15 protein-coding genes are annotated in these 18,257 nt (G+C 57.9%); 3 read left to right on the forward strand and 12 right to left on the reverse strand.

The features are described from left to right. Positions 1-28: 28 nt before the first annotated feature. Together HMPREF9695_RS10460 and HMPREF9695_RS10465 are read right to left on the reverse strand one after the other, a co-directional pair. Complete coding sequence (locus HMPREF9695_RS10460; protein ID WP_006020824.1) at positions 29-1,228, reverse strand: CaiB/BaiF CoA transferase family protein; 1,200 nt, start codon at positions 1,226-1,228, stop codon at positions 29-31. Positions 1,229-1,313: 85 nt separating this feature from the next. Continuing rightward, positions 1,314-1,952, reverse strand: a complete 639-nt coding sequence (locus HMPREF9695_RS10465) for a 2-hydroxychromene-2-carboxylate isomerase (RefSeq protein WP_006020825.1) — start codon at positions 1,950-1,952, stop codon at positions 1,314-1,316. A 243-nt stretch (positions 1,953-2,195) separates the two neighbouring features. On the opposite strand from HMPREF9695_RS10465, the gene HMPREF9695_RS10470 reads away from it, so the two are divergent. Then, positions 2,196-2,720 carry a winged helix-turn-helix transcriptional regulator gene (locus HMPREF9695_RS10470; RefSeq protein ID WP_006020826.1) on the forward strand — a complete coding sequence of 175 codons (525 nt, stop codon included), beginning with the start codon at positions 2,196-2,198 and terminating at the stop codon, positions 2,718-2,720. A gap of 74 nt (positions 2,721-2,794) precedes the next feature. Here HMPREF9695_RS10470 and HMPREF9695_RS10475 read toward each other — a convergent pair whose 3' ends face one another. The 4 genes from HMPREF9695_RS10475 to HMPREF9695_RS10490 form a co-directional block, all read right to left on the reverse strand. Then, complete coding sequence (locus HMPREF9695_RS10475; RefSeq protein WP_006020827.1) at positions 2,795-4,414, reverse strand: long-chain-fatty-acid--CoA ligase; 1,620 nt, start codon at positions 4,412-4,414, stop codon at positions 2,795-2,797. A gap of 100 nt (positions 4,415-4,514) precedes the next feature. After that, positions 4,515-5,714, reverse strand: coding sequence for an ABC transporter substrate-binding protein (locus tag HMPREF9695_RS10480; RefSeq protein WP_006020828.1), 1,200 nt, complete (start codon positions 5,712-5,714; stop codon positions 4,515-4,517). A gap of 305 nt (positions 5,715-6,019) precedes the next feature. Then, the gene (locus HMPREF9695_RS10485; RefSeq protein ID WP_157223926.1) at positions 6,020-7,336 is read right to left on the reverse strand and encodes an ArnT family glycosyltransferase; all 1,317 of its coding nucleotides are present in this window, start codon (positions 7,334-7,336) and stop codon (positions 6,020-6,022) included. Positions 7,337-7,442: 106 nt separating this feature from the next. Beyond that, entirely contained in the window at positions 7,443-8,951 is a 1,509-nt protein-coding gene (locus HMPREF9695_RS10490; protein ID WP_006020830.1) for a glycosyltransferase family 39 protein, read from the reverse strand. Between the two features lie 196 nt (positions 8,952-9,147). Here HMPREF9695_RS10490 and HMPREF9695_RS10495 point away from each other — a divergent pair, with 196 nt between their 5' ends. Then, positions 9,148-10,638: a glycosyltransferase family 39 protein gene (locus HMPREF9695_RS10495; RefSeq protein ID WP_006020831.1), complete on the forward strand. Its 1,491-nt coding sequence runs from the start codon at positions 9,148-9,150 to the stop codon at positions 10,636-10,638. Positions 10,639-10,648: 10 nt separating this feature from the next. Here HMPREF9695_RS10495 and HMPREF9695_RS10500 read toward each other — a convergent pair whose 3' ends face one another. Then, on the reverse strand, positions 10,649-11,890 hold the full coding sequence (locus tag HMPREF9695_RS10500) for a glycosyltransferase family 4 protein (protein WP_245258741.1): 1,242 nt from the start codon (positions 11,888-11,890) through the stop codon (positions 10,649-10,651). 62 nt (positions 11,891-11,952) lie between these two features. Next, positions 11,953-12,792, reverse strand: a complete 840-nt coding sequence (locus HMPREF9695_RS26945; protein ID WP_245258742.1) for a glycosyltransferase family 4 protein — start codon at positions 12,790-12,792, stop codon at positions 11,953-11,955. 807 nt (positions 12,793-13,599) lie between these two features. Here HMPREF9695_RS26945 and HMPREF9695_RS10510 point away from each other — a divergent pair. After that, entirely contained in the window at positions 13,600-14,352 is a 753-nt protein-coding gene (locus tag HMPREF9695_RS10510) for an FkbM family methyltransferase (RefSeq protein WP_006020834.1), read from the forward strand. A 13-nt stretch (positions 14,353-14,365) separates the two neighbouring features. On the opposite strand, the gene HMPREF9695_RS10515 is transcribed toward HMPREF9695_RS10510, so the two are convergent. The 4 genes from HMPREF9695_RS10515 to HMPREF9695_RS10530 form a co-directional block, all read right to left on the reverse strand. Beyond that, positions 14,366-15,145, reverse strand: a complete 780-nt coding sequence (locus HMPREF9695_RS10515) for an ABC transporter ATP-binding protein (protein ID WP_006020835.1) — start codon at positions 15,143-15,145, stop codon at positions 14,366-14,368. A 4-nt stretch (positions 15,146-15,149) separates the two neighbouring features. Next, positions 15,150-15,923: an ABC transporter permease gene (locus tag HMPREF9695_RS10520; RefSeq protein WP_006020836.1), complete on the reverse strand. Its 774-nt coding sequence runs from the start codon at positions 15,921-15,923 to the stop codon at positions 15,150-15,152. 74 nt (positions 15,924-15,997) lie between these two features. Further along, complete coding sequence (locus tag HMPREF9695_RS10525) at positions 15,998-17,128, reverse strand: glycosyltransferase (RefSeq protein WP_006020837.1); 1,131 nt, start codon at positions 17,126-17,128, stop codon at positions 15,998-16,000. Beyond that, complete coding sequence (locus HMPREF9695_RS10530) at positions 17,128-18,171, reverse strand: GDP-mannose 4,6-dehydratase (RefSeq protein WP_006020838.1); 1,044 nt, start codon at positions 18,169-18,171, stop codon at positions 17,128-17,130. Before HMPREF9695_RS10530 ends, HMPREF9695_RS10525 begins: the two co-directional genes overlap by 1 nt. Positions 18,172-18,257 lie beyond the last annotated feature (86 nt).

Here is an 18,257-nt window from a genome sequence, read left to right on the forward strand (position 1 = left end):
AGGCCGACATCCCGTCGGCCTTATTTGTTCAGCCCACGGCCCTGACGGCCTTGCCGGCGATCATTGTGTCGATGGCGCTGTCGCTGTAGCCGAGTTCACGCAGCACGGCGCGGGAGTGCTCGCCGACACGCGGCGCCGGACCGCCGATCTCAGCCTTGTTGACCTCGAAGATCGCCGCGGGCTTCGGCTGCCGCACCCGGCCCACCGTCGGCTGGTCGAACTCCTCGATCAGACCGCGCGCCACCACCTGATCGTTGCCGATGATCTCATTGCGCCGCAGGATCGGCGCACACGGCACATCGGCGGCATCCAGACGCTCCAGCCATTCGGCGGTGGTGCGCTGGCTGATGTACTCCTGCATCTTGTTGATGCGCGCGGTGGCATTGATGAAGCGTGCGCTCGGCGTCGCGAACCGCTCGTCCTTCGCAAGCTCCGGATCGCCCGAGGCCTTGCAGAAGCCCTGCCATTCGGAATCGGAGATGGTGCCGGCGGTGATGTAACCGTCGAGCGTCTGGAACACGAGGTCCGGCCGGTCGTTCGGGTCAGCCGCGGCCGCCTCGGAGCCGACCACGGTGTACTGCATCATGCCTTCCGGCCACAGATACGAGATCATGGTGTCGAGCATCGCGACCTGGATGTGATCGCCCTTGCCGGTCTTCTCGCGCGCATACAGCGCCGACGACACCGCCTGCGCGGTGAACACCGACGTGGTCTTGTCGCAGACGATGGTGCGGATCATCTGCGGCCGGTTGGTCACCGGCTGCGACTGGATGTCGGCAAAGCCGGACAAGGCCTGGACAATCGGATCGTAGACCCGCTTCTTGACATAAGGCCCGCTGTCGCCGACCCCGCTGATGGAAACGTAGATCAGGCGCGGGTACTTCTCGCGCAGTTCCTTCTGCCCGAGGCCGAGGCGTTCCATCGTGCCGGGGCGGAAGTTCTGCACCAGCACGTCCGCCTGCGATGCCAGCTTGGCCAGCACCTCGCGTCCCGCGTCGCTCTTCATATCGATCGACAGCGAACGCTTGCCGCGGTTGCACGACACGAACAGCGCGGAGAACTCTCCGGCCGCATCGATCAGGGTGCGGCTACGCCGCGTACCGTCACCGCCGATCGGCTCGATCTTCAGCACGTCCGCGCCCTGATCCGCCAGGAACATCGTCGCGTAAGGACCCGACACCACCGCCGTCAAATCCAGAACGCGAACTCCACTCAAAGGACCAGGCATCTGCTTCTTCCCTGATTTCGTTGGCGCGACAGCCTGCCGGCCTTACCGCTGGATCTGAACCGTTATTTGAGACCTTCAGCCGCGGTCAGGCGGATTTGGCCTTCGCCCCGCCGAGTTGCTCGACTATGGACTCTTCGACATCCCGAAGCTGGTCCTTGCCGAAGAACATTTCCTTGCCGACGAAGAAGGTCGGTGAGCCGAACGCGCCGCGGTTCACTGCATCGGTCGTGACCTCGATCAGCCTCTTCTTCACGTCGTCCTGCTGCGCGCGTGCATAGAGCCGGTCGATATCGATACCGGAAGACAGAAATGCGTTCCGGAACACTTCCGGATCGTCCATTTTCTTCGGCTCTTCCCACATGTGATGATAGGCAGCGCGGAAATAGGGTTCGAACATGTTTTCGAACTGCGCCGCAGTGCCGACCCGCATCAGCGTCAATGTATTGACCGGAAAAAACGGATTCTGCTTGAACTTCGTGATGCCGTACTTTTTGAGGAAACGCTGCGTTTCCAGCGCCTGGTATTCCGGCTTGTTCCTGATGCCGCGAAGCGAGTCTGACGGCGACATGTTGTTGGTCGCCTTGTAGATCCCCCCCAGAAGCACCGGGACGTATTCAAATTTGACGCCGGTGCGCTTCTCGATGCCCGGAATCGCGTATTCTGCCAGATAGGCATTGGGGCTACCGAAATCGAACTGAAACTCGACCTTCAAGGGACTGGCCACCGCGCTTCTCCTCCTCTGTCACACGTCGTCCGACGTGGCTTTTTCTCTGCATTCGCCCTTGCCCGGAGCGTCGACCCATTCATAGAGTTCTAAAATTGAACTGTCAATTTCGATCAGGCCCCCCGTGCATATTTTACACCTGGACCAGTCCAAAATAGGACTTTTGTCCAACTCAGTGCCTATTTAGAATGGTGCGCATGCAGGGTATAAACGATCAGCCCTGCGCACGAACCGGAGACGACTATGAGATGGGATGAACTTGAAGAAGAGCCGTGTTCCATGGCCCGCACCATCGGCGTGATCGGTGACCGCTGGAGCCTCCTGATTCTGCGGGAATGCTTCCTGCGAACCCGCCGGTTCGAGGCTTTCCAGTCCGCCCTCGGGATTACCCGGCATCTCCTCGCCGAGCGCCTCAAGAAGCTGGTCCGTCTCGGCGTCCTGCGGCGCGTCGCCTATCAGGAATCGCCCAAGCGGCACGAATACATTCTGACCCAGAAGGGTCTCGACCTCTACCCGATCATGATGGCGATCGTTCATTGGGGCGACATCCACATGGTCGACGAGCGCGGCCGCCCGCTGCTTCACGAACATCAGAAGTGCGGCCACCAGTTCAACCCCGTCATGATCTGCTCGGAATGCCACGAGCCGTTGCTGGCGAAGGAAGTTCACGTCCACCCCGGACCGGGCGCACGACCGAAGACCATTCCGCCGAAGCCGGCGAAAGTGGCCAAGGCAAAAGCATCGCGCGCAAAGGCTCGTGCGGCTTGAACCTCGCAATCTGACAGACAGTCACGTCCACCCATAGAAACAAAGGCGCCAGATATTTTCTGGCGCCTTTGCCGTTAAGCACTCTTTTTTGAGGTGTAGTGGCCAGCGAAGCGCTGGCGCAGTTCCATCTTCTGCACCTTGCCGGTCGCGCCGTAGGTCAGCGCATCGACGAAAATGACATCGTCCGGCATCCACCACTTGGCGATCTTCCCTTCCAGAAATGCGATGATCGACTTTGCGGTCGCCGGTTCGGAGGCAGCCGGCACCACGATGAGCAGCGGACGCTCCTCCCATTGCGGATGAGGAATACCGATGACAGCCGCTTCGGCCACGCCGGGACAGCCGATCGCCAGATTTTCGACATCGATCGAGCTGATCCACTCGCCGCCGGATTTGATGACGTCCTTGGCACGATCGGTGAGCTGAATGTAATTGTCATCGTCCATTACGGCGAGGTCGCCGGTATTGAACCATCCGTCTTCCAACAACGGCTTTTCTTCGCGGTAGTAACCGCTGAGAACCCAGGGACCGCGAACCATCAGGCGGCCGCTCGATTTGCCGTCGCGCGGCATCTCGTTTCCGCTTTCGTCGGCGATTTTCACATCGACACCGAAAAGCGGCCGGCCCTGCATGGTTTTGCGGCGAAGCTGCTCCTGCGCGGACAATTTTGCGACCTTCCGCGACGGCTGCGGCGTGGTGCCGGTTGGGCTTGTTTCCGTCATTCCCCAGATGTGATTGACCGAGACGCCGAGACGCTCAAAGCCCTCCATCATGCTGGGTGCCGGAGCGGACCCCGCAACCGCGATCCGCTTCAATGTTCCGGCGCCACGTCCTTGCTCCGTAAAATGCTGGAGAAGTTTGGTGTAAAGCGTCGGGACTCCGGCGGTCAGCGTAACGCCTTCGGTCTCGATCAATTCGGCGACGCTTGCGGCATCGAGCTTCGGTCCCGGCAGTACCAGCTTGGCGCCCACCATCGGTGGTGCATAGGTGAAGCCCCACGCACCGTTGGCGTGAAACATCGGCGTCATCGGCAAAATGGTGTCTTGCGTTGTGAAGCCGAAGCTGTGTGCTCCGCATTCCGTGATAACATGCAACAGATCAGACCGATGGGAATAAAGCACGCCCTTGGGATTACCCGTGGTTCCTGAAGTATAGAACAGCGAAGATGCCGATAGCTCGTCGAACTCCGGCCAGACAAAATTCTCGTCGCCGGTTTTGATGAAATCCTCGTAGCATTGCAGGTTTGGAATTGTCGTCGCTTCGGGCATCGACACCCGATCCACCATCAGGACAAACAGCCTGACGGTCTTCAGCTCAGGTGCGAGCTTTTCCACCAGCGGCAGGAACGAACTCTCGAAGAACAGCACTTTATCTTCGGCGTGATTGGCAATGTAGATGATCTGCGCCGGGATCAGTCTTGGATTGATCGCATGCCACACCGCGCCCATGCCGGTCACGCCGTGCTCGAGCTCGAAATGGCGATAATTATTCCAGGCCATGGTGGCGACCCGGTCGCTGTATTGAACGCCCCAGCGCTGCAACGCGCTGGCAAGCTGGCGCGTTCGCCGCGCAGCATCGCGATAGGTGTAGCGGTGAATGGGCCCCTCGACCGTCCGCGACACGATTTCCGTGTTGGCATGAAACCGGTCCGCATGCCGCAACAGCGACGATAACAGCAACGGCTGATTTTGCATTAAGCCCTTCACGGCCACTCTCCTTGAATTTCACGCAGCATGTCAGCGAAGAGGCCGGCACCTCCCCCGAAGAGTGCCGGCCTCCGCCTTCTCTCTCAGGTTATTCTGACTTCGCGTCGAGCACGTCGCTGAACTGGTCCCAGTTCTCGCCCGTCCAGCGCTGCAAACGCATCTGGGTGAAGTCCTGATTGACTGTGGCGCTGGTGTTGACCAGAACACCCGGCAATGCCGTTGGAAGAGCAACATCCTTCAGGCTTTTCGCTTGTTTAAGGATGTTCTCGCGAGACAGATCGTTTCCGCACTGCTTGATGATCTGTTCGAGGATCATTCCCTGGGTGTAGCCGAAAATGTAGTTCGTATCGGAGATGTCGACACCGGGCATGTACTTATCGACAAACGCACGATAGTCCTTCATGCCCTTGTCGTTGTCCCACTTCGAATCTGTCGGATCCTTGGTCATCGTTCCGGCGATCACGCCGATCGACTTGTCGAGACCCGCGGGCTTGAGCGTGGCGCCGACCGAACTCGACGGATAATTCAGCAGCAAGGTCGGCTTCCATCCTATTTCCGAAGCCTTGCGGATGGCTTGCGCGGCAAACTTGGGCGTCCCCGCAACAAGCAGGGCTTCCGCCCCTGAACTCTTCAGATTGACGATCTGGGAATCCACCGTCGGATCGGCGATCTCATAGGCAGCGGTGACAACGCGCTTGTCGAACTCGTCCTTCATCAACGCCTTGAAGGCATTGACGTAGTCCTTTCCAAGATCATCGTTCTGATAGAGGATCGCGTATTTCTTTCCCGGCAGGGTTTTGTTCAAATACTTCGCGTAGATTTTTCCTTCGGTATCGAAGCTGACAAGACTCGTCGTGGTGATCGGAAAATCCGTCACGTTCGTGAACTTGTTCGAGCCGCTCACGATGCCGAGCGCCGGAACTTTCTTGCCAGTTAGATATTTTGCCGTTGCCGTGTTGCCGGGCGTGCCAAGCTGGCCAAACATGAAGGCGACTTCATCGCTCTCAACCAGCTTGCGGACATGTTCGACCGCCTTCGGAGGGCTATAGGCGTCATCATAAGCGATGTAATTGATTTTCCGGCCGTTGATGCCGCCGCGATCGTTGATCGACTGCACGTAGGCAAGCACGCCCCTGCCGACAAGACCGATCGACGATGCCGGCCCGCTAAATGGGAACACACCACCGACCTTGATTTCGGTCGCCGTAACACCGGGCATTTCGCTGGCGGAAGCAGACGCGGACAATGCCAGTAACAAGGCTGACGCGAGTTTCAATCCCTTGATCATCGTTTCTCCTCCCGTGTGAAAAACGCCTGCGCCTCGCCGCTCGAGCGGGCGGGCGGGCTCGTTTCAAGTGCTGCCGTTTTCGGTCGCTGTTATTGAGCAAGAGGTTACAGTTCTTTTTTAGAACTAGTCAAGCACCGTCGCGTGCGGTGCGAAAAAAGGAAGCGCGCGAAAATTACTCTGAATATCGGCAATTTGAATTGCTGGATCAGGTTAGGAGGCGTCCGGGCACGGGCTGGCAAGCCGATCCGCCCATACATTCAATTTTTGAACTTTAGATCAAAGCGACTCGGCGGGCGCTTGCCGCCTCACCGTCTGTCGAGCCTTACGGCTGACAACCGGGAGCCGGAGTCGGTTTCCACAGCGACGCGCGTGCTGCGGTCAGGATTCAATTGCACCAACAGCGGCAATTGTTCGCGAGGCACGATCAGCCACGCAGGTGCAACAATCGAACCCAAGTTCGCTGGGTCGACGCAGCGGATCGGCCCTGCCCTCATGTAGAAGAGCTGGTTCGTCGCGAGGTCCGTGCAAAACGCGGGAGCTGGATTGGCGCGGATCGCGCGTTCGATACTCTGACCAGCGATCCTCGAACCACCAAACCTGTCGGCGAACAGGGGCATGACCAGATTCGCGAGGACAATCTGAATAGCGGTCAAACCGCATGCGATCGCCACAGTGGTACGCCGCAGACACGCATACTTTGTTCGTGCAATTGCATCCCACGCAAAGCCGGCAAGCACCGCAATTGCGGGCACGTATGGCATGGCGTAGCGGCTGTTCGAGCCCGGCCAGAACACCACCGCGATGGTGCAAAGGCCGGCATAGAGCGCGAGTGGAAGCGCCACGGGCGGGATACTCCACTCAGTGACCCTTGCACGCCAGAGCAAGGGCGCTAACAGGATCGCCGGCATCGATTCCACAACGAGTCTCAGGAAGACGTCCGTATTTCGAAAGATGTAGTCGGAGAAACTTGGGGCTGAACGCAGCCGCGCGTAGCCGATCCATGTCGCTTCGTCGCCGGGCCGGTACACCGCTGCGGCCCACGCAATCGTTGCGGCGGCCGGGATCAGCAAACAAACCAACAGCCCGGGAACATCTCGCCATCGACGCGTTAGGACGAGATAGGCCAAAACACCGAGCGCAAAATAACCCACCGGCTGCGGTCCTTTTGCCATGGCAAGGACTGCAAGCAGCAATCCGCATCCGATCCAGCGCCCCCAGCCGACGCGACCGGCCTCAACGCCATTCCACCAGACGATGAATGCGGCGAACGAAAACAGCGTCACCAGCGTATCCGGCTCGGCGATCGCGAGCTTCTGCAACAGCATCGGAGAAAACATGAACAGCGTCGCCGCAAGCAGCGATGCGTTCAGGCTCGCGTAGCGATGCGTCAGTGACTGAACCAGCAGCGCCGTCAGCACCACCGCGATCATCGCAGGCAACCGCGCGGAAAATTCGTTGACTTCGCCTGTGATTTTCGCAACTCCGGCGATTAGCCACGGCAGCAGCGACGGCTTCTCGTTCCAACGGACTCCATAGACCTCGGGCTGAAGCAGGTTGCCGTTCGACAGGATGTCCCGCGCGATCTCGGCATTCGTCCCTTCCTCCCAAATGAACGATCGCACCGACAGGTTCGGAAATGCCGCAATCGCCCATAGGCAGATAATCAAAAACGGGACGGCTCCTCGCCTTGTCATCAGCGAGCGGAGTTGGGCGGCGACGGTTTGCATCTCAGCGGACCGTGCGGGGCGGAACAATGAGACCGGTAATCCGCGTCGGGACGCCTGCGGAGCCCCACCACTGCGGCTGAACCACGAAATCGAAGCTGATGGCCCCTGGCGCGGCCGGCGCGACCTGATGCTTCAACCAGACCTGACAGGTTTCCTCGTCAGGAAGGCATATCGTCGCCCAGCCCTCCCGCAGCGCCGCCTCGGACGGCGTTTGCCAGACATACTGCTGGTTGAAAGGAATTGTGAAGGCTGGATGGTCCGGAGAGTAAAAGGCCAGCGCCATCGCCAGTTTGTCGCCGCTGACGGTCTTCAGCGGACTTGACGAGATCTCGCGCCAGCGCTTCATCACCTCGGCCGCCGCGAGGCTGTAGTAGTTTCGCCCCTCCCTGAACGGGTGCAGGTTGCGGTAATAGGCATGCGCAGGCGCCAGCAGGACCGCAACCACGGTCAGCGCAAGGACGCCCACGGCCAGCCGCCGCGTCTCGGTCCGATTGATGGGAAATCGCGCAGCACAGACCGCGACGAGAACGAATACAAACAGCCCCGGCGAGGCCCAGACCGGGCTGAGCGAGCTTCCAAGGACCAGGCTTACCGCAGGCGGGGAAATGATCGCGCCGATTGCCACCAAAACCATTAACAGCAGGCCTGAATCCAACGGCTTGAACTCCCGGAGATACTCCCCCGCGCGTGTGCGGATCATGGCGGCCCAGACCAGCCCCGGCAGGACCAGGGTGGCAGCGAGCCCCAACAGAAAGCTCAGGCCGGACAGGAAGGCGCGGCCTGCCGGGAGGCCGCCATGGGTCGCCAGCGCGTAGCCAAAGGGACTGATCCCGGAAGTGAACATCCAGTGGATGTGAGGCGCAAGCAGCAGCAGGCCAGCGCCCGCGGAGGTCCACGGGGCCAGCGACGTAAAATAGGCCCTGCGTGCCGGATGACAGATGGCGGCGAAGACGAACCCGAAGACCAGGAACGCGGAATAGTACTTTCCGAGGATCGCGAGAGCACCGGCCAGCCCGGCGGCGAGGGCCCACCCCACCTGCCGGGTCTCGAACGACCGCAGGAAGCAATAGATCGCAAGCGGCCAGACCGCGAACAACACCGAGTTCGCATTGAAGCGCTGGGCCTGAAATTGATAGATCGGCAGCAGCATGAGCAGCAGCAGAACAACCGCGCGCTTGTCGCCTTTCGCGAAGCGGCGGGTCGTAAGGTCGATGATCCAGAGCGCCACGGCCGAATTGGTCATCGCCAGAAGGTGAAACGACCAGTCGCGGACCGGAAAAACCACCGTCCATGCGTGGGTCACCCAGCCCATCAAGGGCGGATGCTTGGCGCCGCCCCAATCCAGCGTCCGCCCGATGACCCAGGCTTCGATCACGTCCGGATGCAGATCGGCGTTCAGGTAGGCAATGCCCAGAAACGCCGTCCATAAAAGTACAAACAGCGCGAGGAGAGCCGGAATCCCCCAGCCTTCCTCCACACCCTCGAGCCACGTATCGAGAAACGAGGCCATCGCGGCGTCATCTCACCTGCTGCGGCGGCGTTCAGCCGCGATCCCTAGGCGTATCGGACGATCCCCGTGAGGGTCAATACGCGCAGCACTCCCGCGCCCGCCCCCGCGCTCGCGGGGCCCGACACGCGACCTCGATTGCTATATTTATCTCTGCGAAGACACGCGAATCTACAAGGCATCGAGGCACATCAACGTCATGCCCAGTGAGCATCGTTCAGGCCTGAGGCGCGGTCCTGCGCTTGCCGTTCTTGGGCTTGCGCTTCTGTTGCCGGTGCTGCTCGCCGTCGTCGTCTTTCCGACCGCGATGTACGATACCCGTGAGTTGATCGCCTGGGGCCGGGAGTTTCCAATCGTCACCCCATTCCATCCCCCGATGATGGTCTGGATCGGCGGGGTCGTCGACAGGCTGTTCGGAACGTCCGCCGCGGTCACTATCCTGACCGGACAACTGCTGATCGCGATCGGATTGGTTTACTTCTATCGCACGCTTCGGCTGACCACGACTCGAGACAACGCCCTGCTCTTTACCTTTCTGTACGGTACATCGTCGTACACGATCTTCGCGCCTCTCTCCTTTGCGCTCAACGCTGATATCCTCCAGCTCACATCCTGGCCTGCGGTCATCTTTCATTTTCTTCGCGCGGTCCAATCCGATCGCATGCGTGACTGGGTCGCGTTCGGCTTCTGGTCGGCCGTGGCCTTGCTGACAAAGTACAATGCGGTGGTGCTGTTCTTCGGAATGGCAAGCGCGATTCTTATTTTGCCATCCTGCCGTCAGGTGCTGAAACGTCCCGGTTTCTACGTCGCGATCGCCACAGGTATGGCGCTGATCCTTCCTCACGTCGTAGCCGTCCTGAGACATAGAGCGGCTTTCGAATATGGCCTCGACCATTTCGACTTTCAGAATCCGCTCTCGCAACGGCTGGCCGGCGTCGCCGAGCTTCTGACGGGTTATCTGACCTTCGCACTTCCGGGTTATGTAATCGTCGCTATCAGCCTCTGGAAGGGTTTCCTGAAAATCCGCGTTCCGGCGTCTGACCCGCTACCGGTGTCCCGCTTTCTGCTCCTTACGGCTGCGTCTGCACACATCGCCCTCATGGTCCTGGTGATGATCGCAGGACTCAACTTTCTGGCGCGGTTTGCTGCGACCTACATCATGCTGGCCTTCCTCGCCGTCGCACCTTTGATGAACTGGAGCGAGTGTTGCAAAAGCTGGGTGGAGCACACAGTGGTGCCTTCCATCGCCGGACTTTACCTCGTCGCCGGCATAGGCGTTGCCGTGGTCTTTACGGCATTCGCAAGCCATAGCGCGATGCAGGAGCCCACCGCAGAAGCAGCGCGGCTGATCCTCAAGGATTGGGATAGCAAATATAGCTGCGGACCCGCCTACTTCATTGGCGGCCGGCAAGCCACTTACGGCGTCGGGATCGAGGCCGGGCGCGACGTGACCGCCCTCGCCTATCGGGAAATCGCCGGAGCGACCTGGTACAATGACGACAAGCTCCGCAAGGGCGGCGCCGTCGTGATGGATACCGATCCCGAGTTCAAGGAGCGAATGGCAAGATTCCTGCCTGGAAAGGCCTACTCGGCCGAGAGCAAAGTCTCCATTCCGCTCAAACGAACATGGACTGGAAAGCAGTTCGTGTTTCCATACCGCTTCATTCCACCCCAGGGCTGTTCGCGCTGATCGAGTAGCATCAGTTCACAATACGCCGATAGGCATCGATGACCAAGCTGGCGCTCCGCCGCCAGTCAAACTCGTGTGCGCGAGCGATCCGTGCGGCCCGGCCCCTGGGATCTGTATGATCGGTGGTGTTGATCGAAGCCTTGAGCAAGTCAGTCCAGCCGTCCACATCGAGGGCTCCAACTCGCTTACCTATGCTTCCGGAAATTTCATCCATAGCCGTATCTGCGCTATGCGCCACGGGCGTCCCACATGCGAGTCCCTCGACAACCGGCATTCCGAACCCCTCATAGAGCGACGGCGCCAACAGCAACCGCGCTCCTTCGTAGAGATTTCGCAGTTGCGGATCGGTCATGTCATGAACAAATCGAACCGATCCATTCCTGACCATTGCCTCTGTCGGCTCGGGCAGATCGAGTTTGCCCCAGCCTCTTCCACCCGCCAGTACGAGCGGGCATCGCGCCCGCTCGCGCGACGTCAATTGCGAATAGGCCTGGATCACAGTTCGAATGTTTTTACGCGGCTCATGAGTCCCCACGACGAGGAAGAACTCCCCGTATGTCAGACCGAGCAAGTCGAGCCCCGGCTGCGTTCTCTCTTCACCGAGCGGTGCAAATAGCGGCGCCGCGGCCGGCGGCGCAACAAGTATCTGCGCGAGGGGATAGGCGAACAGTTCAGCAATTTCCCGCCTGCTGAAGTTCGAGATGGTTTGCACCAGGGGCGCGCGTTCGATCGTCTGCCGCAGCGGTTCAAGCCATTTGACACGATCGGCCGGATGAAATTCCGGATGCCGAAACGTCGAGAGGTCATAGATCACGGGAAGTATCGGCACCCCCGGATCGGTCAGCGGGCGAAAGTTGAACGCATGAAACAAGTCAAGGGATTGCTTTTGCACCGACCAGGCAAATCTGCCCTTGCGTATTTCGCGATAAACTGCGGCAGCTTTGCGTGAACCTGGCAATCCCGCGACGTCGTCAAGCAGACGCCTCCTCACACGGGTCAGTGAACTTGCCCTTGATGTCTCGGCATCATCGCGCTTGCGTTCGGAGAACGCTATTTTTTCCGCTTCAGCAAGGTCAAATCTGCGCCAGTCGAAATCTCGAAATCCCGCAAAACGCAGGTTTGGCTCGAGCTCAAGTACGCTACGAACGATGTTGAATGTGTAGTTCGCCACGCCCGTCATCGAGCGATTCAAAATACTGGATTCGAATCCTACAAGCATCTGCGCGACAGAACTTTCTTGATGACTGAGCATCTACTCAGACGACGAATGTGTAGTGGCAACAAACCCGTCGAACTCGGACACATGGCGAGACACTATCCGACGGCCGCCTGCCGATCCAAGCCACCGATCCGATCCACAATCTCAGAAATATGCGCCGCCGTCATGGCCCATGTATGAGGCACGTAGTTCGTCCGTATCCGTTCCTCGCACTGCCTGACGTAATCCGGATCTGTCACGGCCCTGTAAACGAGCTTGTAACAGCCGGCAAAATCAAGGGGATCAAAGTAGTCGACAAGATCTCCACCCGCCTCCGGCAGCGACGTTCTGTTGCCGGCAATGCAATATCGTCCGAGAGACAAGCTTTCCGAAATAGGAAGCCCCCAGCCCTCATAGATCGAAGGGTAGATAGTGAAAGCGCAGTGCCGATAGTACCACGCAAGTTCTTCATCGGCGACGTCGTGTAGATGGACGATGAGTCTGTTGACTAGCCGATCGTTACGGATCTGATGCAAGAAGTCGGACACATGCAGATGGATTGTGCCGACCAGCACAAGTTGAGGACAATCCGGTCCAAGCTCTTCAGTCAGACGACGCCAGACTTGATACAGCAAACTATGGTTTTTTCTTACATCTATCGTCGCGACGCAAACCACGAACTTCCGCTCTGGAACGTAGCGCGGCAGGGGCAAGGAGGCACTCGCCGTAGCTGGTGTTACGAACTTCGGATTATCTCCAAGATGAATGACTTCAACAGGCCGAACGGGAAGTTTATCGGCCGCGATGAATTTGGAAATTTCCTCCTTTTGAAACTTCGATATGGTGAGGACCACGTCCGCATTCTGAATCTGCTGACGAACCCAAAGCGTTATCATTTGAGAATGGCCCGGCAACACCCACTGCGGGAAAAGTGTCGGGATCAGATCGTAAAGCATGTTGATACACTTTGCCCCGCTCGCACGACTATTCGCCGCTATGACGTCGCCATAGTGCGGGAATCCCCATGTAGCTGACAGCGAGAGGCAAACATCGCCCGGCTGAAACAGGATCGTTTTCGGGGGAACCTCTCCTAGCGCAGCCGGCACCATCGATGCCGTTGATCGCTCCCTGCCGAGAACATTTCTCCAAATCAGATCTAAAAGTCTTCGGGTGCTCCGCCGGAAGTCTTTGACAATCTCAACTGCTTCGGGACCGGCCCATCGGCCTTTCTGACGCTGGATGCCTGACCTCAGGCGTCGCACAGCCGGCCTCAGAAACCAAAGCCTGGGTCTCAGATACTGCTTCACCCGAGCAAGACCTCCGCGCATGCTAAGCGAGGGTATGGCTGCAGATGCCGCAGGCTCCGCCAGATTGCCAGATACCCTGCCAGCCTCGGTTCGGGCGCCAATATAGCGACGAACAACGGCTGGAAGCGCGTGAGCGTCTATTTTACGAAGGACTTTCGCGGCCGGATCGTACGCGAAGAGCTGAACATCTCCCCGCACCGCCATCAATTCCGATAATACGCTGGCAGATGTGCGCTGAATTCCAGTCAAATGACCCAGACCCCAATGATAGAGATCCGTCACGTCAATCCAAAGGGTCATCGAACGAACTCAAACATTTCTGGAAAATTCAATGCCAAATGATAGCATAGGGCCATTCATAACGTCCAACGAGGCCTAGCGACCAGTCCCGCCTTAGTCACGCCGGGCTGCGTCATCAGGCCACCTCTCCAACCACGCCGGCAGCGAGAATGCGCGATGCCCGAACCGATGATCTCTTACGCCCAGAATGCCGAGGATGTGATCCTCAACCGGGCGTTTTCCAGGCAGCGGACTGGATTCTACATCGATGTGGGCGCATGGGATCCGGACTTCGATTCCGTAACCAAGCATTTCTATCTGAACGGCTGGCGCGGGATAAATATCGAACCAACGGATCTATATCATGCACGCTTGATGGAAAGGCGCCCTGCGGACATCAACCTGAAGGTTGCAGTTGGGCCTACAGGTGGAAGAGCTCAATTCCTGCAGCATGGGGACTCGGGACTTTCCGGTCTCGTCGATACCACTGAAAGACTGGCTTCATTCAATGCCATTTCAGATTTCGATACTAAGCAGATCGAAGTCGAAGTCATGCCGCTCTCGGAAATTACAAGCCGATACGCCGCGCCAACCGTTGATTTTCTCAAAATCGATGTTGAGGGGGGCGAGCGTGGCGTTATTGAGAGCGCCGAATGGCGTGCTTTCCGTCCACGCGTGGTAATCGTCGAATCTATAAAGCCTCTTACAAATGAACCATCATGGTTCGATTGGGAGGGATTGCTGTTCGACGCCGGCTACTGCTTCGCGCTGTTTGACGGTCTAAACCGGTACTACTATCGCGCAGAAGAACCGGCCCTGAGACTCGATTTGTCGACGCCTGCCAATGTCCTTGATGCCTACGTAACTGCATCTTTCAAAAGCCTTCAGGATCGGATCCACGAGTTGGAATCGAGACTGGTCAGGAGCTAGCGAGCTTGATCTCTTATTGCCTGGCGGCCAAATACGCGGCGATGACATCTTCTACCGGCCCGAAAGCCTTAAGGCTTCCGCGATCCATCCAAAGCCCCTTGTTGCACCAGCGGCGGCACACTTCCAGATTGTGGGACGCCAGCACCAAAACGCTCGCCTTTTGAATGAAAGAATCAATGCGCGCCCGCGCCTTCGTCATGAAATGAGCATCTCCAGCGAGAATCCACTCATCCATCAGCAGGACTTCCGGCTCAAAACAGGTCGCGACCGCGAACGTCAACCGCAGAGTCATTCCGGAAGAATAAGTCCGCACCGGCATGTCGAGGTAATCGCCAAGCTCGGTAAAATCCAGAATCAAGGGTAACAGACGCTCGATTTCCCTTGACGAAAGGCCGAGCAACAAACCGCGCATCCGAATGTTGTCGTAGCCGCTCAAATCGCTGTCGATGCCAAGGCCGATATCAAACATCGGTGAAATTCGGCCACGGATCTGCACGGCCCCTGCAACAGGCTCGTAGATTCCGGCCATCACCCTCAAGAGGGTTGTTTTTCCTGCGCCGTTCGCTCCGATCAGAGCGAGCCGGTCCCCCCGATCGAGCGAAAATGAAATATCGCGCAATGCGTCGATCGTGATGCGATCGTTGGCATCGCGGGCAATACGGCCGGCAGAGCTCCGCGAAAGGATCGCCTTCTTCAGGGAGCGGGAGCCGCCATGATAAACTGGAAACGACACGCTCACATTATCAAGCCGAAGAACCGCTTGCTCTGCGTCGACGCTATGTGACTGCACCATCCGTCTATACCCAATATGAAATGCGAGCGCGAAACCGGACAAAGAACAAAATCGCAAAAATGGCATTCAGCGTTGTAATCAAGGCAACCGCCAAATAATTTCCCGCGGATGGTAATTGCCCCAGCAGTGGCGCACGCACGATTTCAACAAGATGAAAAAATGGATTGAACTTGATCAGGTCTTCATGTCCGCCAAGCAACTCAGGCTTCCACATGATCGGCGTAATGAAAAATACAATTTGAATGAAGCTCGCGACGATCTGCGGGATATCGCGGAAACGTGCGGACATCATGCCGAGATACATGCTCGTCAGTGCGCCGTTCACCGTCACCAGCAGAAAGCCGGGAATGGCATAAAGCGCGGCAATGCCCGGCCATATCTGGAAGTAAACAAGGATGCCGAAGTAGATTACAAAATTGTGCGCGAAGACAATGACCTTACTCCACATGAAGCGCAGCACGTAGACAGAGTATGGCAGGCGAATTTGCTTGATGTAGGATTCAGCACCTGTGAAAAGCGCGCCGGATTCCGACAAAATCGCGCTGATGTATCCCCAGACCAGCAGCCCAACACAGAGAAAGGGCATAAAGTCGCGCAGCTCAGCCTTGAAAATCTTTGAATAAACCAGACCGAGTGAGACCACCATGACGGCCATACTTGCCGTCAGCCAAAGCGGACCAAGCAACGAACGCCGGTAACGCTGCAGAATATCGTTCCAGCCGAGCTTTCCCCAAAGCGCCCACAAAGAGAGGCCATCGACGGCATCCTGCAATGCCATCTCCGCCGGACCCCGCCTCTGCCCTGGCCGTGCCGTCAACACTCACCCACCCGCTCGGTATAGTCCGCCATTCCTCACCGGGCTGAACGGCGGCGTTGATAGACGTCCTTATAGACCTCCTGCATGCGCGAGAGGAACAGGGTCCGGCTGAATTCACTTCGAACGCGTTCTTTCGCCGCCTGCCCCAATTTGGCAGCAAAGTCAGGTTGGTCCAGCAAGCGACATAGGGCCTCAGCCAACGCAACCGGCTCACTTGGTGGAACGGTAAGCCCCTCCTTGCCGTCGCGCGCGACATACGGGACCGCCGTTGCAAGAGCCGTATTGACGATCGGCTTGCCTGCGGACATCGCCTCCAGTTGCACGAGCCCAAAAGCTTCGGCTTCCGTGACAGAAGGAAATGCAAGCACCTTGGCTGCGTGGATGTACTGTTTGACCTCATGCGGCTGCAGCGCCCCCAGAAACTTCACACGAACGGCAACACCAAGCTCTTCAGCCAATCTGATAAGATCGGCCTTGAGCGCTCCCTCGCCGATAATGACGGCGTCAGCATCAACGTTCTGCATGGCGCGAAGAAAAATCTCGTGGCCTTTGTAACTCACAAGCCGGCCGACAGCGAGCACAAGTCTCGGATGTTCTTTTTGAATGCCGTCAGCAGCCAGTTGTTCTGCCTGATCCAGCTCGCCCCAATAAGCGTCGTCACACCCATAAGGTACGACAGCGCATTTCGCCTCAAATTCTTTGAGAAACGGAGAATTTTCGATGATGACGCGGTTGGACACAATAATCTTGTCAGCTCGCTTAAGCGAATTCCGGATGAATGGCGCTAAAACCCTCATCAGCCATGGCCGGCCGACGACCTCAGCATGCCAATGCACAATCAGGATTGAATCCTTCGGCATCAGAAGAACCGCCAGATCCGTCAGCGGAAAGGGCGCGTGATGAACGACGATGTCCGAGGATTTTACCCGTTCGAGGAACTTGAACGGATAAGTCGGCGCCAGCGGCGTCGACATAATCATTCCGACCGACGAAACCGCCTCGACGTTCACGCCCTGGAATTCGTAGTTGCATCCCATGCCGCGCTCACAGGCGACAAGGATCCTGGTCTCGAAGCCCTTCGGAAGCGCCGCCAGCATTGCTATGACCGACGGAATGCCGCCGTAGACACTGGGCAAATAAACTTTGTAAGCGTGAAGAATTCGCATCAGCATTCAGCGCTGTAGTAGTCACCGCCCGGATTCCGATTCAACGACATGCTATTCTTGATGAAAGCAATTTGCGCGTTCACCATCATCGAAACGAGTGATTGAAAATCGACCTTTGGCCGCCAGTTCAATACGGTCTGGATCTTCGTCGCGTCGGCGCGCGTATAGCGGCTATCGATCTTTCGCATCAACCCGGCATCGAAAACGACGTGGTCGGTCCATTTCCGGCCGACCAGCCTGAATGCCTGATTGCAAAAATCTTCTATCGAATGATCTTCGCCCGTGCCGATGACATAGTCATCCGCGACGGAATGCCGAACGATCAACCTCATGGCTTCCACATAGTCACCAGCAAAACCGAAGTCTCTCCGCACGCTTAAATCGCCGAGGGCTATCTTTCCATGCTGCAGGATCGGCAGACCCCGCTCATCGGCTTCGGACGTTTCGTTCAATCCGAGAGATACAGCGGCCGCAGCAAAAGCGATTTTTTGTGACACAAAGGAAAGCGGACGCCTTGGGCTTTCATGATTGAAAAGAATGCCGCACGAAACATGCAGGCCGTATTTCGCCCGATACGCACCTATGATGCGATGGGCATAGAGCTTCGCGGCGCCGTAAGGCGATTTTGGAACGCACAATGTTTGCTCGTTCTGAGCATGACCGGGGGCGTCGCCAAAAATTTCCGACGACGACGCCTGGAACAGGCGGCAGTCCGGCTTGTGCTTGAGCAGGAGCTCGCAAATATCCTGCGGGACCAGAGCATTGAGATCGGCTGTCTCCCCGGGCGCATCCCAGCTCTGTATAGGGCGTGAAATAGCGGCGAGATTATAAATTTCGTCCGGCAGTATGTTGGAGATCAAGCCGCCGAGAAATTCGCGGTCCGTGGGGTCGCCAGCATGCCATTGCGCGCCATCCAGGTGGGCATTTGAATGCACCTCGCGGCGTGACTGAGCGTGCACAACACACCCATGCTGGCGTAGCAGGTTGATAAGGTAATAGCCGTCCTGCCCAGACGCCCCAGTAATTAAAACCTTAAGCTTCAATACCAGCCTCGATTCCAATCAATTATAGCCGCGCCGCCGCAATCAGCTAATAAAACTATCAACGAACCGCGGTCCACCGCAGTTCA

The organism is Afipia broomeae ATCC 49717 (genome assembly GCF_000314675.2).
GTDB lineage: Bacteria > Pseudomonadota > Alphaproteobacteria > Rhizobiales > Xanthobacteraceae > Afipia > Afipia broomeae.